Origin of the sequence: Streptomyces sp. W1SF4 (genome assembly GCF_003950035.1) — a bacterium.
GTDB classification, from domain to species: Bacteria; Actinomycetota; Actinomycetes; order Streptomycetales; family Streptomycetaceae; genus Streptomyces; species Streptomyces racemochromogenes.
Genome location: NZ_CP034350.1, coordinates 1914378 through 1937353, shown reverse-complemented (window position 1 = coordinate 1937353; position 22976 = coordinate 1914378). Strand labels below are relative to the sequence as shown.

Sequence of the window (22976 nt, the reverse complement as noted above, 5' to 3'; positions counted from 1 at the left end):
TTCGGATCGTGAGCCTTGCGTCCGAAGCTTTCGTGGCAGACGACGCCCAGGGGGGCACATGAGGCACCGCGCGAGTTCGATCCTCGCCGCAAGCGCACTCGTCTTCGCAAGCACACTGGCCGCGGTACCCGCCGCGGCCCACGCCCGGGCCCAGGCCCGGCCCGCGTCCGGCGCGGCCTCCGGTGCCGACGAGGTACGGGTCTACGACGCCGACATCACCCGCGAGCAGGTCCCGCTCGTCCTCGCCGCCGGCCAGGACGCCCACGAACTCTCCGAGCGCGCCCCGGAGACCGGCACCGCCCGCGTCGAGCTCTTCCTCACCGGGGAGCAGGCCGGGCAGCTCGCCGCCCAGGGGGTCAAGCTCGCCGAGCGCAAGGTGCCCGCCCAGGGCCTGGCCCGTGCCAAGGCCGCCGGGGACGGCGTCTTCCGCCCGTACAGCGGCAAGGGCGGCCTCCAGGAGGAGATCCTGCGGACCGCCCGGGAGAAGCCGGCGCTCACCAAGGTCGTCTCCATCGGCAAGAGCCTCCAGGGCAAGGACATCCTCGCCCTCAAGGTCACCAAGGACGCCAAGCGGACCAGGGACGGCGCCAAGCCGTCCGTGCTCTACCTGTCCAACCAGCACGCCCGGGAGTGGATCACCCCCGAGATGACCCGGCGGCTGATGCACCACACCCTCGACAACTACGGCAAGGACCAGCGGATCACCAAGCTGGTGGACTCCACCGAGCTGTGGTTCCTGCTCTCCGCCAACCCCGACGGCTACGACTACACGTTCACCTCCGACAGCACCCGCCTGTGGCGCAAGAACCTCCGCGACAACGACGGGGACGGCAAGATCACCGCGGTGGACGGCGTCGACCTCAACCGCAACTTCGCCCACAAGTGGGGCTACGACAACGAGGGTTCCTCCCCGAACCCCTCCAGCGAGACCTTCCGCGGCCCCAGGGCGCAGTCCGAGCCCGAGACCACGGCCCTCGACGGCTTCGAGAAGCGCATCGGCTTCGAGTACGCGATCAACTACCACTCGGCGTCCGAGCTGATCCTGTACGGCGTCGGCTGGCAGGTCGCCACCCCCACCCCCGACGACATCGCCTACAAGGCCCTCGCCGGCACCCCCGAGAACCCCGCCGTGCCCGGCTACTACCCCCAGATCTCCTCGGAGCTGTACACGACCAACGGCGAGGCGGACGGCCACGCGGCCAACGTCAACGGCGTCATGATGTTCACGCCGGAGATGACCACCTGCCAGACGGCCTCCGCGATCGACCCGAACGACGCCTGGAAGCCCGAGGACTGCGCCTCCGGCTTCAACTTCCCCGACGACGAGAAGCTGATCCAGCAGGAGTTCGCCAAGAACGTCCCCTTCGCGCTGAGCGTCGGCGAGAGCGCCGCACACCCGGACCGGCCCTCCTCCTCCGTCGGCCTGAGCGCCGCCGACTTCACCCCCGACCCCTTCACCACCTCCTACGCGGCCCGGGGCGAGGACCAGACGGTCGCCGTCACGGCCCGCAAGGCGCTGAAGGACAAGCGCCTCAACTTCCGTGTCAACGGCGGCCGTGCGCACGACGACGGGCTCAGGGCCTGGAAGGGCGGGGACGTCTACGGCGGGGACGACAACAACTGGTTCGACGAGTACCGGGGCACGGTGGACGGCGCCAAGCCCGGGGACAAGGTCGAGGTCTGGTTCACCGGACGCGACCGCTCCGGCGAGAAGGTCTCCAGCGAGCACTTCACGTACACCGTGGCCGAGCGGCCGCGCGCGGACGTCCTGGTGATCGCCGAGGAGGGCGCCACGGCCCAGCACGCCCGGGAATACGTGGACGCGCTGCGGGCCAACGGGAAGTCGGCCGCCGTGTGGGACGTGGCCGCGCAGGGCGTCCCGCACCACCTCGGCGTGCTCTCCCACTTCCGCACGGCCGTCCACTACACGGGCGCCGGCGCCCCCGGCGGACCCACCCAGCTGGCGGTCCGCGACTTCCTCAACGAGGGCGGCAAGCTCGTCGAGGCCGGTGAGCTGGCCGGCGGCCGGGCCCAGGTCGGCCGCGCCCTCACCGACGACTTCAGCCAGTACTACCTCGGCGCGTACGGCCGTGCCCCGGTCAAGGGCCCGACCGGCTTCACCGGCGCGGGCACCCTGGCCGGCGCCAAGGGCTCCCTCGGCGACGCGGCCGGCAACCCGCTGAACGCCCCCGGTGCCTACACCGTCACCTCCGACACGCTCCCGGCGGCCCGGTTCCCGCAGTTCAAGAGCGCCCAGGCGGGCCAGTACGCCGGGGTGACCAACCCGTACGCCCCCTACGCGGGCACCGGGATGGCGTCGGCGACCCATGACGACGGCGACTGGAAGCGCCTCACGCGCACCATCGACCTCACCAAGGTGACCGCCGCCGACCAGCCGAAGCTGAAGACGGCCCTCAACTGGAACACCGAGGAGGGCTACGACCACGCCGTCCTGGAGGCCCGTACGGCCGGCGGGGACGACTGGACCACACTCCCGGACTCGGGAGGGCTGAGCTCCGCCACAGTCCCGGCGGAGTGCGAGGCCGGCTTCTTCGTCAACGGCCACCCCTTCCTGCGCCGCTACCTCACCCTCGCCGGCGGCGGCTGCACCGCCTCCGGCAGTAGCGGAGCGTGGAACAGCTTCACCGGCTCCTCCGGCGGCTGGAAGCAGGTCGGCTTCGACCTGAGCGCCTACGCGGGCAAGACGGTGGAGGTCTCCCTCGCCTACATCACCGACCCCGCCTCGGGCGGCCGGGGCGTCTTCGCCGACGAGGCGCGGCTGTCCGTCGGCGGTGCCGACCAGCCCGCCGAGGGCTTCGAGACCTCCCTCGGCGCGTGGACCGCGCAGCCGGCGCCCGCCGGAAGTCCCGACGTTCCGGGAGATTGGTCCAGGACCGGGGAGCTGTTCAAGTCCTACGCGGCGGTCACTACGCGTGACACGGTCCTCCTCGGCTTCGGGCTGGAGCACCTCACGGCCCCGGCCGACCGCGCCGCGGTGCTCGGCAGCGCGCTCAGGTCCCTGGACCGCTGATCCACGACCCGGTCCCCGTTCACTCTCGGTGACGGGGACCGAAGTCCCGGGGGTCCCGTGCCGAGGCCATTGGTACAGGGCCCCGGGCATGTACCCCGCACAGAGCGGGGAGTGTCAGGCTCCGACCGATGTCACTCAAAAGCTCACAGAGAGGTAGGGTCGTAAGCGGTCGGGGACATCCCATACAGCTCGCCGGCGGGACAGGCCGGCGCACCAACGAGGAGATCGGTTCGTGACGATCCGCGTAGGCATCAATGGTTTTGGCCGAATTGGCCGTAACTACTTCCGGGCTCTTCTCGAGCAGGGAGCGGACATCGAGATCGTCGGTGTCAACGACCTGACGGACAACGCCACCCTGGTGCACCTGCTCAAGTACGACACCATTCTGGGCCGCCTCAAGGCCGAGGTCTCCCACACCGACGACACCATCACCGTCGGCGGCAACACCTTCAAGACCTTCGCCGAGCGCGACCCCGCGAACCTCCCCTGGGGCGAGCTGGGTGCCGACATCGTCATCGAGTCCACCGGCATCTTCACGAAGAAGGCCGACGCCGCCAAGCACCTCGCGGCCGGCGCGAAGAAGGTCCTCATCTCGGCCCCGGCCAAGGAGGAGGACATCACCATCGTGATGGGCGTCAACCAGGACAAGTACGACGCGGCCAAGCACCACGTCATCTCCAACGCCTCCTGCACCACCAACTGCGTGGCGCCGATGGCCAAGGTCCTCGACGAGAACTTCGGCATCGTCAAGGGCATGATGACGACGGTCCACGCCTACACCAACGACCAGCGCATCCTGGACTTCCCGCACTCGGACCTGCGCCGCGCCCGCGCCGCCGCCGAGAACATCATCCCGACCTCCACCGGTGCCGCCAAGGCCACCGCGCTGGTCCTGCCGCAGCTCAAGGGCAAGCTCGACGGCATCGCCATGCGCGTCCCGGTCCCGACCGGCTCGGTCACCGACCTCGTACTGGAGCTCGACCGCGAGGTCACCAAGGACGAGATCAACGCCGCCTTCCAGAAGGCCGCGGAGGGCCAGCTCAAGGGCATCCTCGACTACACCGAGGACGCGATCGTCTCCTCCGACATCGTGAACTGGCCGGCCTCCTGCACCTTCGACTCCTCCCTGACCATGGTCCAGGGCAAGCAGGTCAAGGTCGTCGGCTGGTACGACAACGAGTGGGGCTACTCCAACCGACTCGTCGACCTCACCGTCTTCGTCGGCGGTCAGCTCTAAGGCCGTCAGATCCCAAAAGCGTAGGGCAAGGCAATAGGCAACACGATGTGAGCACAGGGTCCGCTCGGCGCGATGAGGCGCCGTTCGGGCCCTGTTGCTTGCCTGGCCCTCCCCTCCTCGCCCACCGGGCGAAGGTCTCCCAAGGAGTAGGAAACACATGAAGACGATCGACGAACTGCTCGCCGAGGGCGTGGCCGGCAAGCGGGTATTCGTCCGCGCGGACCTCAATGTTCCGCTGGCGAACGGCGAGATCACCGACGACGGCCGCATCCGCGCCGTCCAGCCGACCATCGAGAAGCTCGCCGAGGCCGGCGCCCGCGTGGTCGTCGCCTCGCACCTGGGCCGCCCCAAGGGCGCCCCGGACCCGGCGTTCTCGCTGGCCCCGGCCGCCAAGCGGCTCGGCGAGCTGCTCGGCACGGAGGTGGCCTTCGCCACCGACACCGTCGGCGCCTCCGCCAAGGAGACCGTCGCGGCCCTCGCCGACGGCCGGGTCGCGGTCCTCGAGAACCTGCGCTTCAACGCCGGCGAGACCTCGAAGGACGACGCCGAGCGCGGCGCCTTCGCGGACCAGCTCGCCGAGCTGGCCGACGTCTACGTCGGCGACGGCTTCGGCGCCGTCCACCGCAAGCACGCCTCGGTCTTCGACCTGCCCGCGCGCCTCCCGCACGCGGCCGGCTACCTCATCGCCACCGAGGTCGGCGTCCTGAAGAAGCTGACCGCCGACGTCAAGCGCCCCTACGTGGTCGTCCTCGGCGGCGCCAAGGTCTCCGACAAGCTCGCCGTCATCGACGAACTCCTCGGCAAGGCCGACCGCATCCTCATCGGCGGCGGCATGGCCTACACCTTCCTCAAGGCCAAGGGCCACGAGGTCGGCATCTCCCTGCTCCAGGAAGACCAGCTGCCCAAGGTCACGGAGTACATGGAGCGCGCCGAGAAGACCGGCGTCGAGCTGGTCCTGCCCGTCGACGTCCTGGTCTCCGCCGACTTCCCGGACCTCAAGGGCAAGACCCCGGCCGTCTTCGAGACGGTCGACGCGGACAAGATCCCCGCGGACAAGGAGGGCCTGGACATCGGCCCCAAGACCCGTGAGCTGTACGCTTCGAAGATCGCCGACGCCGAGACCGTCTTCTGGAACGGCCCGGTCGGCGTCTTCGAACACCCCGACTACGCGGGCGGTACCACCGCCGTCGCGCAGGCCCTCGTCGACAGCCGGGCCTTCACCGTGGTCGGCGGTGGCGACAGCGCCGCCGCGGTCCGCATCCTCGGCTTCGACGAGAACGCCTTCGGTCACATTTCCACCGGTGGTGGCGCCAGCCTCGAATACCTCGAGGGCAAGACGCTCCCCGGCCTCGCCGCCCTGGAGGGCTGAACCCCCATGACCACTGTCAACGGCCGCACCCCGCTGATGGCGGGCAACTGGAAGATGAACCTCAACCACCTCGAGGCCATCGCCCACGTCCAGAAGCTCGCCTTCGCCCTCGCCGACAAGGACTACGACGCCGTCGAGGTCGCGGTGCTCCCGCCCTTCACCGACCTGCGCTCGGTGCAGACCCTGGTCGACGGCGACAAGCTGAAGATCAAGTACGGCGCCCAGGACATCTCGGCGCACGACTCCGGCGCCTACACCGGCGAGATCTCCGGCCCGATGCTGTCGAAGCTGAGCTGCACCTTCGTCGCCGTCGGCCACAGCGAGCGCCGCCAGTACCACGGCGAGACCGACGAGGTCTGCAACGCCAAGGTCAAGGCCGCCTACCGCAACGGGATCACCCCGATCCTGTGCGTCGGCGAGGGCCTGGACGTCCGCAAGGCCGGCAACCAGGTCGCGCACACCCTGGCGCAGGTCGACGGCGGCCTCCAGGGCGTCCCGGCCGAGCAGGTCGAGTCCATCGTGATCGCGTACGAGCCGGTCTGGGCGATCGGCACCGGCGAGGTCGCCACCCCCGAGGACGCGCAGGAGGTCTGCGGTGCGATCCGCGGCCGCCTCGCGGAGCTGTACTCCCAGGAGCTGGCCGACAAGGTCCGCATCCAGTACGGCGGCTCGGTCAAGTCCGGCAACATCGCCGCGATCATGGCCCAGCCCGACGTGGACGGCGCCCTGATCGGCGGCGCGGCGCTGGACGTGGACGAGTTCGTCAAGATCGTCCGCTTCCGCGACCAGTGAGTATGCGGTAGGGCCGATCCGTCGTACCCTTGCGGGGGCCGGGGGCCGCGTACGCGCGGCAGCCGGCCCCCGCTTCCTCCAGCAAGCCCAGAAAGTAGGAATCAGCCGTGGTTATGGGGTTCTCGGTCGCCCTGATCGTCTTCAGCGCTCTGCTGATGCTGCTCGTGCTGATGCACAAGGGCAAGGGTGGCGGCCTTTCCGACATGTTCGGCGGCGGCATGCAGTCCTCGGTCGGAGGCTCCTCCGTGGCCGAGCGCAACCTCGACCGCATCACGGTCGTCGTCGGCCTGCTGTGGTTCGCCTGCATCGTCGCGCTCGGCCTGCTCATGAAGTCCAACGGCTCCTGACGGTTCTGGCCATTCGGGCCGTCCCGCCGGCTGCGCCCGGCCTATCATGAGGGCCTGCGTCCGCGCCTGGAGCGAGTAACTCCGGTTGCTGGACGCGCGTTGGGCCTTACGTAGACTGGGGCGCCCGCAGCGGACATCCCGCACGCTCCGCGGCACCATCACGCAGGGAGTTACGACCGTGGCAAGTGGCAACGCGATTCGTGGAAGTCGGGTCGGAGCCGGGCCGATGGGCGAGGCCGAGCGCGGTGAATCCGCGCCGCGCCTGCGCATCTCCTTCTGGTGCTCGAACGGGCACGAGACGCAGCCCAGCTTCGCCAGCGACGCGCAGGTGCCGGACACCTGGGACTGCCCGCGCTGCGGGTTCCCGGCCGGCCAGGACCGGGACAACCCGCCCGCGCCGCCGCGCACGGAGCCGTACAAGACGCACCTCGCGTACGTCCGCGAGCGCCGCACCGACGCCGACGGCGAGGCCATCCTCGCCGAGGCCCTCGCCAAGCTCCGCGGCGAGATCTGAGCCCGCCCGTCCCAGCACGACGCGCCGCGCTCGAGAGCGACTCGGGGCCCGGCCCGCGGGAGAACGAATCCCGTGGGCCGGGCCCCTTTGTGTGCGTTGTCCCCCTTCCGATCCCTTAGGTTGGACGCTGGCGGGGCACAACAGGACGGAAGAAGTGGGTTGATGTCCGAGATGAACGCAGACAGCCGTACGAGGCTCAACCGGACGCCCGAGTGGCACGCACTCGGCAAGCACCGGGAAGAGCTGGGGCAGACGCATCTGCGGGAGCTGTTCGAGTCGGACCCGGACCGGGCCACCGGCTACACGCTGCGGGTCGGGGACCTGTACATCGACTACTCGAAGCACCTCGTGACCGACGAGACGCTCGGGCTGCTGCGCGAACTGGCCGCCGCCACCGGCGTGGCCGAGCTGCGCGACGCCATGTTCCGCGGCGAGAAGATCAACGTGACGGAGGACCGCGCGGTCCTGCACACCGCGCTGCGCGCCCCCCGGGAAGCCGTCGTCGAGGTCGACGGCGAGAACGTCGTCCCCGGCGTGCACGAGGTCCTCGACAAGATGGCGGCCTTCTCCGGCCAGGTCAGGTCGGGGGAGTGGACCGGCTTCACCGGCAAGCGCATCAAGAACGTGGTCAACATCGGCATCGGCGGCTCCGACCTCGGCCCCGCCATGGCGTACGAGGCGCTGCGCGCCTTCTCCGACCGCGACCTGACCCTGAAGTTCGTCTCCAACGTGGACGGCGCCGACCTCCACGAGGCCGTGCGCGAGCTCGACCCCGCGGAGACCCTGTTCATCATCGCCTCGAAGACCTTCACCACCATCGAGACCATCACCAACGCCACCTCGGCGCGGGAATGGCTGCTCGCGGGGCTGGGCGGCGACCAGGCAGCCGTGGCACGGCACTTCGTGGCCCTGTCCACCAACGCCGAGAAGGTCACCGGGTTCGGCATCGACCCGGCCAACATGTTCGGCTTCTGGGACTGGGTCGGCGGACGTTACTCCTTCGACTCCGCCATCGGCCTCTCCCTGATGATCGCCATCGGCCCGGACAACTTCCGCGAGCTGCTCGGCGGCTTCCACGCCATGGACGAGCACTTCCGCACCGCGCCGGTGGAGGCCAACGCCCCCTTCCTGCTGGGCCTGTTGGGCATCTGGTACGGGGCCTTCTTCGACGCGCAGTCGCACGCGGTGCTCCCGTACAGCCACTACCTCTCCCGTTTCCCCGCCTACTTGCAGCAGCTCGACATGGAGTCGAACGGCAAGTCCGTGGACCGGGACGGCAATCCGGTGGACTGGCAGACCGGCCCGGTGGTGTGGGGCACGCCCGGCACCAACGGACAGCACGCCTACTACCAGCTGATCCACCAGGGCACCAAGATGATCCCGGCGGACTTCATCGGCTTCGCCCGCCCGGTGGCGGAGCTCCCGCCGGCGCTGGCGGCCCAGCACGACCTGCTGATGGCGAACTTCTTCGCCCAGACGCAGGCCCTGGCCTTCGGCAAGACCGCCGAGGAGGTCCGCGCGGAGGGCGTCGCCGAGGAGCTCGTCCCGCACAAGACCTTCCGGGGCAACCACCCGACGACGACGATCCTCGCGGGTGAACTGACCCCGTCGGTGCTGGGCCAGCTCATCGCCCTCTACGAGCACAAGGTGTTCGTCCAGGGCGCGGTGTGGAACATCGACTCCTTCGACCAGTGGGGCGTCGAACTCGGCAAGGTCCTCGCCAAGCGCGTGGAGCCGGCGCTGACCGGGGGCTCGCACGTGGAGGGCCTCGACCCGTCGACGCGGGCGCTGGTGGCCGCGTACCGGGAGCTGCGCGGCCGTGGCTGACCCGGCCTGACGCACGGGAAAGGGCCCCGCACCGGACAGGATCCGGTGCGGGGCCCTTCGCGCTCGCCGTCCGTCCGGGTCAGGCGGAGGCCGGGGGGTACAGACCGGCGGGCAGCTTGGCCGCCGCCGCGCGGTCCAGCAGCCACAGGGTGCGGCTGCGGCCGTACGCCTCCGCGGCCGGGGCCTGCACCCCGCCGGCGCCGCCGAGGGCGATGGCGACCGCTCCCGCCTTGTCCTCGCCGGCCGCCAGCAGCCAGACCTCGCGGGCCGCGCGGATCGCCGGAAGGGTGAGCGAGACGCGCGTCGGCGGCGGCTTCGGGGCGCCGTGGACGCCGACGACCGTGCGCTCGGTCTCCCGGGCGGCCGGGTGCTCGGGGAACAGGGACGCCACGTGGGTGTCCGGGCCCACGCCCAGCATCAGCACGTCGAACGTGGGGACCGGGCCGTGGTCCTCGGGCCCGGCGGCCTTCGCCAGCTCGGCGGCGTACGCGGCCGCGGCGGCGTCCACGTCGTCGCCGTACGGGCCGTCGGAGGCGGGCATCGCGTGCACGCGGGCCGGATCCACGGGGACGGCGTCCAGCAGCGCCTCGCGGGCCTGGACGTGGTTGCGCTCGGGGTCGTCGGCGGGGACGTAGCGCTCGTCGCCCCACCAGAGGTCGATCCGGGACCAGTCGACCGCGTCCCGCGCGGGGGCGGCGGCGAGGGCCGCGAGCAGGCCGTTGCCGTTGCGGCCGCCGGTCAGGACGACCGAGGCGCTGCCGCGGGCGGCCTGCGCGTCCACGATCTTCGTGATGAGCCGGGCCGCCGCGGCCTGGGCCATCAGCTCCTTGTCCCGGTGGACGACGACCTGGGGAGTCGTCATACCCATGTGCTGCCGCCTTCTTGGTAGTTCTGGGGTGGTCGCGGTACGGAGCGGAACCCGGGCCGCCCCCGACCCCGCCCGTGGGGGCGCGGGGTCGGGGGCGGCCGGGGTGTTACTTGGCCGCCGCCCGCTTGGACGGCTTGGCCGCGGGCTTCGCCGGGGCCGGGGCGTCGGCCCCGGTGGCGGAGTCCGCCGGAGCCGGGGCGTCGGCCGGGGCGTCCGCCTCGGCGGCAGCCGGCTCGGCCGGAGCGGTGGACGCCGCGGCCAGACGGGTGACGCCGAACTTCAGGGACGCCTCGTACGTGTTGTCCGGGTCCAGCCGGCGCAGCTCCTCCGCCAGCAGCTCCGCCGTGTCGCGGCGCTTGAGCGCCACCGCGCGGTCCGGCTGCCCCGGCATGCACAGCGTCGCCAGCGCGCCGTCCGCGCGGTCCAGGACGATCGCGCCGTCCTTGGTCTCCAGGCGTACGGCCGTCAGTCCGGGCCCGTCCGACAGGGTCCGCTTGACGGGGACGCCGAGGCGGTCCGCCAGCCACATGGCCAGCAGCTCGCAGCTCGGGTTCTCGTCCTCGCCCTCGACGGTCGCGGAGACCACCGAGACCGTCTGCTGGTCGAGCGCGGCGGCCAGCATGGAGCGCCACGGGGTGATCCGGGTCCACGACAGGTCGGTGTCGCCCGGCGCGTACGCCTCTGCCCGCAGGCCGAGGGCCCCGATGGGGTCCTCCGAGCAGTACGTGTCCGTGATCCGGCGCTGTCCCAGCGCGCCCAGCGGGTCGCCCGCCAGGTCGGCCGGAGCGCCCTGCGGCCACCAGACGACCACGGGGGCGTCCGGCAGGAGCAGCGGGAGCACGACCGACTGGGCGTGGTTGACCAGTTCACCGTGCAGGCGCAGTACGACCGTCTCCCCGGTGCCCGAGTCCGCTCCGACGCGCAGCTCCGCGTCGAGGCGGGGGTCGCGGCGGCTGCGCGGGGAGCGACTGACGCGCTTGACCACGACGACGATCCGCGAGGGGTGTTCGTGGGACGCGTCGTTCGCCGACTTGAGCGCGTCGTACGCGTTCTCTTCGTCGGTCACGATCACCAGCGTGAGGACCATGCCGATGGCCGGCGTGCCGATGTCCCGGCGTGCCTGCACCAACGCGGCGTTGATCTTGCTGGAGGTGGTCTCCGTGAGGTCGATCTTCATGGCCGGCGCCAGCTCCGTCCGTCTCGTGCGAGCATCTCGTCCGCCTCGACCGGCCCCCACGTGCCCGCCGGGTACTGCGCGGGCTTGCCGTGCTTGTCCCAGTACTCCTCGATCGGGTCGAGGATGTTCCAGGACAGCTCGACTTCCTGGTGACGCGGGAAGAGGTTCGCGTCGCCGAGGAGGACGTCGAGGATGAGCCGCTCGTAGGCCTCGGGGCTGGACTCCGTGAAGGACTCGCCGTAGGCGAAGTCCATCGTGACGTCCCGGACCTCCATGGAGGTGCCCGGTACCTTCGAGCCGAAGCGGACCGTCACGCCCTCGTCCGGCTGGACCCGGATGACCAGGGCGTTCTGCCCCAGCTCCTCGGTCGCGCCCGACTCGAAGGGCAGGTACGGGGCCCGCTTGAAGACCACCGCGATCTCGGTCACCCGGCGGCCCAGGCGCTTGCCCGTGCGCAGGTAGAACGGGACGCCCGCCCAGCGGCGGTTGTTGATCTCCAGCCGGATGGCCGCGTAGGTGTCGGTCTTCGACTTGGGGTCGATGCCGTCCTCTTCGAGGTACCCGACGACCTTCTCGCCGCCCTGCCAGGCCGCCGAGTACTGGCCGCGCACGGTGTGCTTGCCGAGGTCCTCGGGGATCTCGACGGCGCTGAGCACCTTCAGCTTCTCCGCCACCAGGGCCTTGGGGTGGAAGGAGCCGGGCTCCTCCATCGCGGTGAGCGCCAGCAGCTGGAGCAGGTGGTTCTGGATGACGTCGCGGGCCGCGCCGATGCCGTCGTAGTAGCCGGCCCGGCCGCCGATGCCGATGTCCTCGGCCATGGTGATCTGGACGTGGTCGACGTACGACCGGTTCCAGATCGGCTCGAACATCGTGTTGGCGAAGCGGAGCGCCAGGATGTTCTGGACGGTCTCCTTGCCGAGGTAGTGGTCGATCCGGAAGACCTCGTCACGCGGGAAGACCTCGTGGACGACCTGGTTGAGCTCTTCCGCGCTCTTCAGGTCGTGGCCGAAGGGCTTCTCGATGACGGCGCGCCGCCAGGAGCCCTCCTTCTGGGCCAGCCCGTGGTTCTTGAGCTGCTGGACCACCTTGGGGAAGAACTTCGGCGGGACCGACAGGTAGAAGGCGAAGTTGCCGCCGGTGCCCTGGGCCTTGTCGAGTTCTTCTATGGTCGACTTGAGCGTCTCGAAGGCCGCGTCGTCGTCGAACTCGCCCTGGACGAACCGGCAGCCCTGCACCAGCTGCTGCCAGACCTCCTCGCGGAAGGGGGTGCGCGAGTGCTGCTTGACGGCCTCGTACACCTCCTGGGCGAAGTCCTCGTCCTGCCACTCGCGGCGGGCGAAACCGATCAGCGAGAAGCCCGGGGGCAGCAGGCCGCGGTTGGCGAGGTCGTAGACGGCGGGCATGAGCTTCTTGCGCGACAGGTCACCCGTAACGCCGAAAATGACCAGGCCGGACGGCCCCGCGATGCGCGGGAGCCGCCGGTCCTGTGCGTCACGAAGCGGGTTCGCTCCGTTTACCGACAAAATACTCAGTCCTCCGCGGGGGCGAGGCGCGTCAGCTCCGCCTCGGTCGACTTCAGCAGGTCGTTCCAGGACGCCTCGAACTTCTCGACGCCTTCGTCTTCCAGCAGCTGCACCACATCGTCGTACGAGATGCCGAGCTTCGCGACCGCGTCCAGCTCGGCGCGCGCCTGCTCGTAGGTGCCGCGGATGGTGTCGCCGGAGACCTCGCCGTGGTCGGCGGTGGCCTCCAGGGTGGCCTCGGGCATGGTGTTGACGGTGCCGGGGGCGACCAGGTCCACCACGTACAGGGTGTCCTTGTACGCCGGGTCCTTGACGCCGGTCGAGGCCCACAGCGGGCGCTGCTTGTTCGCCTGCGCCTTGTCCAGGGCCGCCCAGCGCTCGCCGCCGAAGACCTCTTCGTAGGCCTGGTAGGCCAGACGGGCGTTGGCGAGGGCCGCCTTGCCCTTCAGGGCCTTGGCCTCGTCGGTGCCGATGGCGTCGAGGCGCTTGTCGATCTCGGTGTCCACGCGGGACACGAAGAAGGAGGCGACCGAGTGGATCTTGGAGAGGTCCAGGCCGGCGGCCTTCGCCTTCTCCAGGCCCGCCAGGTAGGCGTCCATGACCGCGCGGTAGCGCTCCAGCGAGAAGATCAGCGTGACGTTGACGCTGATGCCCCGGCCGATGACCTCGGTGATCGCCGGCAGGCCGGCCTCGGTCGCCGGGATCTTGATGAGCGTGTTCGGGCGGTCCACCAGCCAGGCGAGCTGCTTGGCCTCGGCGACGGTCGCCACGGTGTCGTGCGCCAGGCGCGGGTCGACCTCGATGGACACGCGGCCGTCCTGGCCGTCGGTCGAGTCGAAGACCGGACGCAGGATGTCGGCGGCGTCCCTGACATCCGCCGTCGTGATCATGCGGATGGCCTCGTCGACGGTGACCTTGCGGGCGGCGAGGTCGGCGAGCTGCTGCTCGTAACCGTCACCGCTGCTGATCGCCTTCTGGAAGATCGACGGGTTGGTGGTGACACCGACCACGTGCTGCTGGTCGATGAGCTCGGCGAGGTTGCCGGACGTGATGCGCTTGCGGGACAGGTCGTCCAGCCAGATCGCCACGCCCTCGTCGGAGAGGCGCTTGAGTGCGTCTGCCATCAGAATTACATCTCCTACTGGTTCAGGTACCGGTCTTCAGCGCGCGGCGGCGATGGAGGCCTTGGCGGCTGCGGTCACGGCTTCGGCGGTGAGGCCGAACTCGCGGAACAGGACGGCGCCGTCGGCCGAGGCACCGAAGTGCTCCAGCGAGACGATCCGGCCCGCGTCCCCGACGTAACGGTGCCAGGTCAGGCCGATGCCGGCCTCGACCGCGACTCGCGCCTTCACCGACGGCGGCAGGACGCTGTCCTTGTACTCCTGGGTCTGCTCCTCGAACCACTCGACGGAGGGCATCGAGACCACGCGCGCCGGGACGCCCTCGGCCTGCAGGGCCTCGCGCGCGGCGACGGCGAGCTGGACCTCGGAGCCGGTGCCGATGAGGACGACCTGGGCGTCGCCCCCTTCGGCTTCGAACAGCACGTAGCCGCCCTTGGCCGCGTCCTCGTTGCGCTCGTACGTGGGAACGCCCTGGCGGGTGAGGGCCAGGCCGTGCGGGGCGCCCTTGCCGTACACCTTGGTGTGCCGCTTGAGGATCTCGCGCCAGGCGATGGCGGTCTCGTTCGCGTCCGCCGGACGGACGACGTTCAGACCCGGGATGGCGCGCAGCGAGGCGACGTGCTCGACCGGCTGGTGCGTCGGGCCGTCCTCGCCGAGGCCGATGGAGTCGTGCGTCCACACGTACGTCACCGGCAGGTGCATCAGCGCGGACAGGCGGACGGCGTTGCGCATGTAGTCGGAGAACACCAGGAAGGTGCCGCCGTAGATGCGGGTGTGGCCGTGCAGGGTGATGCCGTTCATCACGGCGGCCATCGCGTGCTCGCGGATGCCGTAGTGGATGGTGCGGCCGTAGGGGTCGGCCTCCGGCAGCGGGTTGCCCACCGGCAGGAACGAGGAGTTCTTGTCGATGGTGGTGTTGTTGGAACCGGCCAGGTCGGCCGAGCCGCCCCACAGCTCCGGGATGACCGCGCCGAGGGCTTCGAGGACCTTGCCGGAGGCCGCGCGGGTGGCGACGCCCTTGCCGGTCTCGAAGACGGGGAGCTTGTCCTCCCAGCCCTCCGGCAGCTCGTTGGCCTCGATGCGGTCGAAGGCGGCGGCGCGCTCGGGGTTGGCGGTGCGCCAGGCGGAGAAGTCCTTCTCCCAGGCGGCGCGGGCGTCACGGCCCCGGTCGACCAGGCCGCGGGTGTGGCCGAGGACCTCGTCGGAGACCTCGAAGGTCTGCTCCGGGTCGAAGCCGAGCACGCGCTTGGTCGCGGCGACCTCGTCGTCGCCGAGGGCCGAGCCGTGGGCGGCCTCGGTGTTCTGGGCGTGCGGCGCGGGCCAGGCGATGATCGAGCGGGCCGCGATGAAGGACGGGCGGCCGGTCTCGGCCTTGGCGGCCTGGAGGGCGGCGAACAGGGCCTTCGGGTCGAGGTCGCCGTTCTCCTGCTGCTCGACGCGCTGGACGTGCCAGCCGTACGCCTCGTAGCGCTTGAGGGTGTCCTCGGAGACGGCCGTCTCCGTGTCACCCTCGATGGAGATGTGGTTGTCGTCCCACAGCAGCACCAGGTTGCCGAGCTTCTGGTGGCCGGCCAGCGCGGACGCCTCGTGGGAGATGCCCTCCTGGAGGCAGCCGTCGCCCGCGATCGCGTAGACCATGTGGTCGAACGGGGACGTGCCCTCGGCGGCCTCGGGGTCGAACAGGCCGCGCTCGTAGCGGGCGGCCATGGCCATGCCCACCGCGTTGGCGACGCCCTGGCCCAGCGGGCCGGTGGTGGTCTCCACGGCGGCCGTGTGGCCGTACTCCGGGTGGCCGGGGGTCTTGGAGCCCCAGGTGCGGAAGGCCTTGAGGTCGTCCAGCTCCAGGCCGAACCCCCCGAGGTAGAGCTGGGTGTAGAGCGTCAGGGACGAGTGCCCCGCGGAGAGCACGAAACGGTCACGCCCGACCCACTGGGGGTCCGAGGGGTCGTGCCGCATGACCTTCTGGAAAAGCGTGTACGCGGCGGGGGCCAGGCTCATCGCCGTACCGGGGTGTCCGTTCCCGACCTTCTGGACCGCGTCGGCGGCCAGGATGCGGGCGGTGTCGACGGCCCGCTGGTCCAGTTCGGTCCACTCGAGCTCTGGGGTGGTCGGCTTGGTGCTCACCGTTGGTCAGGGCTCCTCTCCACATGTTGTTTTGCCGGTGACGAACGGTGACACCGGCGCGATTCCGAGCCTACCCCCGCCAGGGCGTGCGGCTATTCGAGTGCACGCAGTGCGTCGCGGTCCCGCTGTCCGCCGTTCACCTGGGATCCGCCCCCGGTGATCTTGCCGGCGGTCCGATCGGCTCAACACGAGGCGACCCCCGCGCGGGGCGAGGTAAGAGCTACGTCTACAGTGGCGTGGTACGCGCAAGCCTTTACCGAGCCTTCATTTGCTGGAGGCATCGCTTCGGAAGCTTGCTGGATTCTCTCTCAGGGGTGTGCGTGACGGCCGTCGAATCCCGTCCAGCGGGGGTGCTCGGGACGAGCCCCGGTCACCGGCCGTTCGGGGCCCGGGTCATGGCTTTCGTGGCTTTGACCAAGCCGCGGATCATCGAACTTCTGCTGATCACCACAGTGCCGGTGATGTTCCTCGCGGAGCAGGGCGTGCCGTCGCTGTGGCTGGTGCTCGCCACCTGCTTCGGCGGTTACCTGTCCGCGGGCGGCGCCAACGCGCTGAACATGTACATCGACCGCGACATCGACGCGCTGATGGACCGCACGTCCCAGCGCCCGCTGGTGACCGGCATGGTGAGCCCGGCCGAGTGCCTGGTGTTCGGCATCTCGCTCGGCGTCGTCTCGACGCTGTTCTTCGGGCTGCTGGTCAACTGGCTGTCGGCCGCCCTCGCGCTCGGCGCGCTCCTCTTCTACGTCGTCGTCTACACGATGCTGCTGAAGCGGCGCACCGCGCAGAACATCGTCTGGGGCGGGATCGCCGGCTGCATGCCGGTGCTCATCGGCTGGTCGGCGGTGAAGAACGAGGTCTCCTGGGCCGCCGTCATCCTCTTCCTGGTCATCTTCTTCTGGACGCCGCCGCACTACTGGCCGCTGTCCATGAAGGTCAAGGACGACTACGCGCGGGTCGGCGTGCCGATGCTGCCGGTGGTGGCGGGCAACAAGGCCGTGGCGCGTCAGATCGTCCTCTACAGCTGGGTGATGGTGGCGGTCTCGCTGCTGCTGACCCCGCTGGGGTACACGGGCTGGTTCTACACCTCGGTCGCGCTGCTGGCCGGCGGCTGGTGGCTGTGGGAGGCGCACGCGCTGAGCGCCCGGGCCAAGGCCGGGGTGACGGGCGCGAAGCTCAAGGAGATGCGGCTGTTCCACTGGTCGATCACCTATGTGTCGCTCCTCTTCGTCGCCGTGGCCGTGGATCCCTTCCTCCGCTGATTACTCGCCGGTAGCATGCCGTCCATGGCAGAGACCGCAGACACCGCAGACACCTCCGGGGCCGCAGCGCCCGCGGACAAGAAGCACAGCCGCACGGCCGCGAAGCTGGCCCGGCAGATCGGCGCGTTCGCCAAGCAGCACGGCGGCGCCGAGGGCCAGCTCGCGTACATCGGCCAGGCCGGGACCCGGATCGTCCTGGTGGGCGCCGACGGCGGCTGGGGCGACCTGGTGGCCCCGACGTACGCCGTGGCCCGGCTCGCCGCCGAACAGGCCGGGCTGACGCTCCACGAGGAGTTCGACGGGGAGTTCGCCGCCCGGGTGAAGACCGGCCCGTACGAGTGGACCCGGATGGCCGGAATCCAGATCGGCGGCCCCGCCAACCCGGCCGCCTGATCCTCGAACACCGCGGTCGGTCAACAGAGCGGGCAATACTTCACACCCCGCTCACCCGTTAGGACGTGCGGAAGCCCCTTCCCCACGTCCGCAACGGGATGACCGGATGATCGAAACGCCGCCCCTGGTCGACCAGCGCTGCCGCGGGGTGCTCCGCACGGAGCTGGGCATCGCCACCTTCGAGGCCCAGCTGATCCGCTCGGCCGGCCCGCCCGCGCCGGGCACGACCTTCTTCGACACCCAGACCGGCTTCGCCGTGCGCCGCTGGTGCCCGCCCCTGCTCGGCCTGGAGCCGCACTGCCCGCCCGCCCGGTACCTGGCCCGGCGGCGCGAGCTCGGCGCGGCGGAGAGCACCAGACGGCTGCTGCGGGGCTCGGGGACGGGCGCGTACCTCGTCGACACGGGAGCCCCCGGGGACCTCACCGGACCCAAGGAGCTGGCCCTCGCCGGGGACGCGCAGGCCTTCGAGCTGGCCCGGCTGGAGTTACTGGCCGAGCAGGCCGCCGACACCTCCGGGACCGTCGCCGCCTTCCTCGCCAACCTCGCCGCGGCCGTCCACCACGCCGCCGCCGGAGCCGTCGGCTTCGCCTGCGGGGCCCGTACGGGCTGCGCCGCCGCCCTGGCCGGCGCCCCGGGACCGCCCGGCCCCGGCGAGGTCCGGGCGGCGGCCGGACGGTGGCTGGCCGGGCGCACCAGGGGAGGGGAACTGCGGGACCCCGTGCTCCTGCGGCACCTCGTGTGGAGCGCGGTGGCCTCGGGACTGCCGCTCCAGCTGCACACCGGCGGGGCCGACCCGCGGCCGCTGGGCGGCTTCGCCCGGTCCACGGCGGGCCTGGGCGCGCGGCTGGTGCTGGCCGCCGGGTACCCGTACCACCGGCAGACGGCCCGCCTGGCGGCGGAGCACCCGCACGTCCACGCCGACCTCGGCCCGGCCCTCGCACGCACGGGGGCGCGGGCCGCCGCCGTACTGGGGGAGCTGCTGGAGGCCGCGCCCTTCGGCAAGCTGCTCTACTCCAGCGGCGGGCGGGACCTGCCCGAGCTGCACGCGGTCGGCGCCCTGGTGTTCCGCGAGGCGCTGGGCCGGGTCCTGGGGGGCTGGGTCGCCGAGGGCGCCTGGTCCTGGCAGGACGCGCAGCGCGTCGCCGGGATGCTCGCGGCCGGCAACGCCCGGCGCGTCTACCGGCTCGACGAGCGCGGCTGACGGCGTCGTGCGCCGCCGGCCGTGTCCTGCCGGACCGGGCGGGGCGGACCGGGCGGGGCGGACCGGGCGGCGCGGACCGGCGGCGTCAGACCGGCGTCGGACCGGCGGCGTTCAGACCGCCGAGAGCTGCTCCTCGTCCCGCGCGGGGGCCTCCACCGGGCCGGCGGAGCGCTCGCGCAGGCCCAGGGCCAGGCGCAGCACCGAGATCCACACCAGGCAGGAGCCCAGCATGTGCGCGGCGACCAGCACCTCGGGCAGCTTCGTGAAGAACTGGACGTAGCCGATCGCACCCTGGGCGAGCAGCACGACCAGCAGGTCGCGGGCGCGCGCCCGGGTGTCGGCGGGGGCGTCGACCACGCGCAGCACCAGCCACATCGCGACGGCGAGCGCGCAGACCAGCCAGGCGGCGATGGCGTGCACGTGGGCGGTGACCGCCCAGTCGAACGGCATGCGCTTGATCTCGCTCTTGTCGCCCGCGTGCGGACCGGAACCGGTGACGACCGTGCCCGCCGCGATCAGTACCAGGGTGGTGGCGACCAGCGCCCACGACAGCTTGCGCACGGGCCCGGGGACCCGCGGCCGGGGGGCGCCGTCGCCCTCGCGGGTGCGCTGCCAGGAGACGGTGGTGACCGCGATCAGGGTGGTGGCCAGCAGGAAGTGCCCGGCGACGCTGTACGGGTTGAGCCCGGTCAGCACCGTGATGCCGCCGAGGACCGCGTTGCCCATCACCAGGGCGAACTGGGTCCAGCCGAGCCTGGTCAGCGAGTGCCGCCACGGCGTGGCCGCGCGCGCCGCGAGGATGAACCAGCCGACGGCCGCGCACAGCACGTACGTCAGCATCCGGTTGCCGAACTCGATGGCTCCGTGGAAGCCCTGGGCCTGGGTGACGACGAGGCTGTCGTCGGTGCACTTGGGCCAGGTGTCGCAGCCGAGACCGGATCCGGTCAGCCGCACCGCGCCGCCGGTGACGATGATGGCCACGCTCATCAGGAGCGCGGCGGACGCGGCCCGCCGGACGGTCCGGGGTGACGGCGTCCAGCGGTCGGCGATGTATGCGAATGGGTTCAACACGGCGCCTATCGTATGCGGCGCCTTGTGCAAAGTTTCACGAGGGGGTACCGGCGGGAGCGTCGGGCCCGAGGACCAAGCGGAACCGGGCCCCCGCCGGATCCCCCTCCTCGTGCCACCACACCAGCACCCGCCACAGGCCGCCCTCGCCGGGGTGCAGCGGCGAGGCGGCGAACCCCCGCACCAGGTCGGCCCCCACCTCCTCGGCGGTCAGCCCCCGCACCTGCGCCGAGCCCTGCCAGGGCTCCGGCTGTACGGTCCACAGCCCGTCGGCGCCCCGCACCTCGACCCGCCACACCGCGAGCCACGGGGTCACCTCCAGCATCGTGGCCACCTGCTCGGCGTCCAGCCCCAGCCGGCCCCCGATCACCGCCTCGGGCACGCCCTGGATCCGGGCCGCCACCACCGCCTGCGGCAGCAGCCGCTCCGGCAGCAGCCCGTCGGCCCGGAGCCCCGCCAGCGCGTCGAAGCCCAGGAAGCGCAGCCGCAGCTCCAGCTGGCGGCCGATGTGGTCCAGGGCCTCCCCGGCCTCCTGCGCCGCCTCGGGCCCGGGGTCCGCGAGCAGCAGCCGGCGGAACCCGGCCTCGGCGTCCACCGCCCAGGCGACCGCCTGCGTCGCGGAGCCCAGCTCCGCCAGCCGGTCCGCGAGGAACACCTTGGCCTGCGCGAGACCCCGCCGGTTGACCGGGTCCTCCTGGTCCAGCCCGGCCCAGACCTCCACGGCGGCCCGCGTCACGTCACGGGCGCGCTCGCCGGCCGCCCGTTCCATCGCCCCCGGGCCGCTCTCGCCGCCCGCGCCCAGCGGGTGCCGGGGCAGGCGGGCCCCGTCGCTCAGCGGCCACGCCAGCCAGACCCCCTGGTTGATCAGCCCCCGGGCGTACCAGCGGGCGAACTCCGGCGCGTGCGGCGCGGCCCGCCGCGCGTACCCGAGCCCCTCCTCGACGGCGGCCAGCGCCCCGGCCCGGTCGCCGCCCCCGAACCGGCGTGCCGCGAGGTCGCCCAGGCGCAGCCCGAGCCGGGCGGCGCACTCGGGGTCGGTCCGCGCGGGCCCGCGCAGCGCGCCGATCAGCTCCCGCAGCAGCCGCTCGCTCTCGGCGGGCCCGGCCGGCTCGTCCCCCGACCGGATCCGCGCCCACTGTCCGTCCAGCCGCAGCGCGGCCTCCCGCTGCTCCATGCCGTGCCCCCCGGCGTTGCGATGTGCGGAGGCTGGTCATCCTCCCGCCGGGCCAACGATCCGGGACGCCGATTCACTCCCGGTGGAGCGGGCCGGACCCGCCGGACCGGATCACTCCCACCGGAACCACTTCGCGGCGGCGCCGAGCCCGAGGACCGCCCAGACGCCGAGTACGGCCGCGTCGCCCCAGGGCAGCGCGGCCCCGTCGCGGAGCACCGCGCGCAGCCCGTCGGACAGTGCCGAGACCGGCAGCAGGCCGAGCACGGACCGCACCGCCTCGGGGAACTTCTCCAGCGGCACGATCACCCCGCCGCCGACCAGCAGCAGCAGGAACACCAGGTTGGCCGCGGCGAGGGTCACCTCGGCCTTGAGGGTCCCCGCCATCAGCAGGCCGAGCCCGGAGAACGCGGCCGTGCCGAGCAGCAGCAGCACCGCGACCGACAGCGGGTTCCCGTGCGGGGACCAGCCCAGCGCGAGGGCGATCACCGTCAGCAGGGCCACCTGGAGCACCTCGGTGACCAGCACCGACAGGGTCTTGGCGGTCATCAGCGCCCGGCGCGGCAGCGGGGAGGCCCCGAGCCGCTTGAGCACCCCGTAGCGGCGGTCGAAGCCGGTGGCGATGGCCTGGCCGGTGAAGGCGGTGGACATCACGGCGAGCGCGAGGACGCCCGGCGCCAGGAAGTCGACGCGCTTCCCCTCTCCCGTGTCGACGATGTCGACGGCGGAGAAGAGGGTCAGCAGCAGCGCCGGGATGATCACGGTCAGCAGCAGCTGCTCCCCGTTGCGCAGCAGCATCCGGGTCTCCAGCGCGGTCTGCGCCCAGATCATCCGCGACACCGGCGCGGCCCCCGGCCGGGGGGAGAACGTACCGGCGCTCATGCGCGCAGCTCCTTACCGGTCAGCTCCAGGAAGACGTCTTCGAGGGTGTGCCGCTCCACGGAGAGGCTGTCGGGCATGACCCCGTGCTGGGCGCACCAGGAGGCGACGGTGGCCAGCAGCTGCGGGTCCACGTCGCCGGTGACCCGGTAGGCGCCGGGGGTGAGCTCGGCGGCCTGGGTGCCGTCGGGCAGGGCCTTGAGCAGGGAGGGGAGGTCGAGGGAGGGGCGGCCGGTGAAGCGCAGGGTGTTCTCGGCGCCGCCGCGGCACAGCTGCTCGGGGCTGCCGTGCGCGATGACCTTGCCCGCGTCCACGATGGCGACCTCGTCGCAGAGCTGCTCGGCCTCGTCCATGTGGTGGGTGGTGAGGACGACGGTGACGCCGTCGGCGCGCAGTTCGCGTACGAGGTCCCAGGTCGCGCGGCGGGCCTGGGGGTCGAGGCCGGCGGTGGGCTCGTCCAGGAAGACCAGCTCGGGCCGGCCGACGACGGCCATGGCGAGGGCGAGCCGCTGCTGCTGGCCGCCGGAGAGCCGTCGGTAGGCGGTGCGGCCGCAGCCGCCGAGGCCGAGGCGTTCCACGAGGGTGTCGACGTCGAGGGGGTCGGCGTACAGCTTCGCCATGTGGCGCAGCATCTCCACCGCGCGGGCGCCGGAGTAGACGCCACCCGACTGGAGCATCACGCCGATGCGCGGGCGCAGCCGTTCGGCCTGGGCGACCGGCTCGAGGCCGAGGACGCGGACGGTGCCGGCGTCGGGGCGGTGGTAGCCCTCGCAGGTCTCCACCGTGGTGGTCTTGCCCGCGCCGTTGGGGCCGAGGACGGCGGTGACGGAGCCGCGCGGGACGGTGAGGTCGAGGCCGTCCACCGCCGTTTTGGGGCCGTACCGCTTCACCAGTCCGCGGATTTCCACGGCGGGGTCGTTGCTCATGGTGACTGAGTCTACGGAGGCGGGGAAGAGGGCCTCCGCCCCGGGGTGGACCGGGCCGGAAAGGCGGAATCGATTCGAACACCGGTCGGCGGACGCGGCTCCTCCGGGCGGGAATGAAAGCGGAATTCCATCCTCCGATTAACTCT

At 71.7% G+C, this 22976-nt stretch carries 19 protein-coding genes; 10 read left to right on the top strand and 9 right to left on the bottom strand.

Annotated features, from left to right (window positions below):
• Window positions 1-58: 58 nt before the first annotated feature.
• The 7 genes from D1J60_RS09095 to pgi all read left to right on the top strand — a co-directional run bounded on the left by D1J60_RS09095 (window position 59) and on the right by pgi (window position 9117).
• Complete coding sequence (locus D1J60_RS09095) at window positions 59-3031, top strand: M14 family metallopeptidase (protein WP_125820758.1); 2973 nt, start codon at window positions 59-61, stop codon at window positions 3029-3031.
• Window positions 3032-3263: 232 nt separating this feature from the next.
• Window positions 3264-4268, top strand: a complete 1005-nt coding sequence (gap, locus tag D1J60_RS09090) for a type I glyceraldehyde-3-phosphate dehydrogenase (protein ID WP_125820757.1) — start codon at window positions 3264-3266, stop codon at window positions 4266-4268.
• 157 nt (window positions 4269-4425) lie between these two features.
• The gene (locus tag D1J60_RS09085; protein WP_125820756.1) at window positions 4426-5637 is read left to right on the top strand and encodes a phosphoglycerate kinase; all 1212 of its coding nucleotides are present in this window, start codon (window positions 4426-4428) and stop codon (window positions 5635-5637) included.
• Window positions 5638-5643: 6 nt separating this feature from the next.
• On the top strand, window positions 5644-6429 hold the full coding sequence (gene tpiA / locus D1J60_RS09080; protein WP_125594316.1) for a triose-phosphate isomerase: 786 nt from the start codon (window positions 5644-5646) through the stop codon (window positions 6427-6429).
• Window positions 6430-6542: 113 nt separating this feature from the next.
• Window positions 6543-6776: a preprotein translocase subunit SecG gene (secG, locus tag D1J60_RS09075; protein WP_125594341.1), complete on the top strand. Its 234-nt coding sequence runs from the start codon at window positions 6543-6545 to the stop codon at window positions 6774-6776.
• Between the two features lie 178 nt (window positions 6777-6954).
• Window positions 6955-7290: an RNA polymerase-binding protein RbpA gene (locus tag D1J60_RS09070; RefSeq protein WP_007263454.1), complete on the top strand. Its 336-nt coding sequence runs from the start codon at window positions 6955-6957 to the stop codon at window positions 7288-7290.
• A gap of 171 nt (window positions 7291-7461) precedes the next feature.
• Window positions 7462-9117 carry a glucose-6-phosphate isomerase gene (pgi, locus tag D1J60_RS09065; protein WP_125823935.1) on the top strand — a complete coding sequence of 552 codons (1656 nt, stop codon included), beginning with the start codon at window positions 7462-7464 and terminating at the stop codon, window positions 9115-9117.
• Window positions 9118-9196: 79 nt separating this feature from the next.
• On the opposite strand, the gene pgl is transcribed toward pgi, so the two are convergent.
• The 5 genes from pgl to tkt all read right to left on the bottom strand — a co-directional run bounded on the left by pgl (window position 9197) and on the right by tkt (window position 15930).
• Window positions 9197-9979 carry a 6-phosphogluconolactonase gene (gene pgl / locus D1J60_RS09060; protein ID WP_125594317.1) on the bottom strand — a complete coding sequence of 261 codons (783 nt, stop codon included), beginning with the start codon at window positions 9977-9979 and terminating at the stop codon, window positions 9197-9199.
• 112 nt (window positions 9980-10091) lie between these two features.
• Entirely contained in the window at window positions 10092-11162 is a 1071-nt protein-coding gene (opcA, locus tag D1J60_RS09055; RefSeq protein WP_125820755.1) for a glucose-6-phosphate dehydrogenase assembly protein OpcA, read from the bottom strand.
• The gene (zwf, locus tag D1J60_RS09050; RefSeq protein WP_042803143.1) at window positions 11159-12688 is read right to left on the bottom strand and encodes a glucose-6-phosphate dehydrogenase; all 1530 of its coding nucleotides are present in this window, start codon (window positions 12686-12688) and stop codon (window positions 11159-11161) included. The genes opcA and zwf overlap by 4 nt, the downstream gene beginning before the upstream one ends.
• A 2-nt stretch (window positions 12689-12690) precedes the next feature.
• Window positions 12691-13809 carry a transaldolase gene (gene tal / locus D1J60_RS09045; protein ID WP_125820754.1) on the bottom strand — a complete coding sequence of 373 codons (1119 nt, stop codon included), beginning with the start codon at window positions 13807-13809 and terminating at the stop codon, window positions 12691-12693.
• Between the two features lie 36 nt (window positions 13810-13845).
• Window positions 13846-15930: a transketolase gene (gene tkt / locus D1J60_RS09040; protein WP_125594320.1), complete on the bottom strand. Its 2085-nt coding sequence runs from the start codon at window positions 15928-15930 to the stop codon at window positions 13846-13848.
• Between the two features lie 320 nt (window positions 15931-16250).
• On the opposite strand from tkt, the gene D1J60_RS09035 reads away from it, so the two are divergent.
• The 3 genes from D1J60_RS09035 (at window position 16251) to D1J60_RS09025 (ending at window position 18786) form a co-directional block, all read left to right on the top strand.
• On the top strand, window positions 16251-17192 hold the full coding sequence (locus D1J60_RS09035; protein ID WP_125820753.1) for a heme o synthase: 942 nt from the start codon (window positions 16251-16253) through the stop codon (window positions 17190-17192).
• Window positions 17193-17216: 24 nt separating this feature from the next.
• Complete coding sequence (locus D1J60_RS09030; RefSeq protein ID WP_125820752.1) at window positions 17217-17585, top strand: hypothetical protein; 369 nt, start codon at window positions 17217-17219, stop codon at window positions 17583-17585.
• Between the two features lie 106 nt (window positions 17586-17691).
• Entirely contained in the window at window positions 17692-18786 is a 1095-nt protein-coding gene (locus D1J60_RS09025) for an amidohydrolase (protein ID WP_125820751.1), read from the top strand.
• 111 nt (window positions 18787-18897) lie between these two features.
• Here D1J60_RS09025 and D1J60_RS09020 read toward each other — a convergent pair whose 3' ends face one another.
• The 4 genes from D1J60_RS09020 to D1J60_RS09005 form a co-directional block, all read right to left on the bottom strand.
• Window positions 18898-19887 (bottom strand): COX15/CtaA family protein, encoded by a 990-nt coding sequence (locus D1J60_RS09020; RefSeq protein WP_185899168.1) that lies wholly within the window; start codon window positions 19885-19887, stop codon window positions 18898-18900.
• Window positions 19888-19891: 4 nt separating this feature from the next.
• Window positions 19892-21028, bottom strand: a complete 1137-nt coding sequence (locus tag D1J60_RS09015) for a hypothetical protein (RefSeq protein ID WP_125820750.1) — start codon at window positions 21026-21028, stop codon at window positions 19892-19894.
• 111 nt (window positions 21029-21139) lie between these two features.
• Entirely contained in the window at window positions 21140-21907 is a 768-nt protein-coding gene (locus tag D1J60_RS09010) for an ABC transporter permease (RefSeq protein ID WP_125594325.1), read from the bottom strand.
• Window positions 21904-22830, bottom strand: a complete 927-nt coding sequence (locus D1J60_RS09005) for an ABC transporter ATP-binding protein (RefSeq protein WP_125820749.1) — start codon at window positions 22828-22830, stop codon at window positions 21904-21906. The genes D1J60_RS09010 and D1J60_RS09005 overlap by 4 nt, the downstream gene beginning before the upstream one ends.
• Between the last annotated feature and the right edge of the window lie 146 nt (window positions 22831-22976).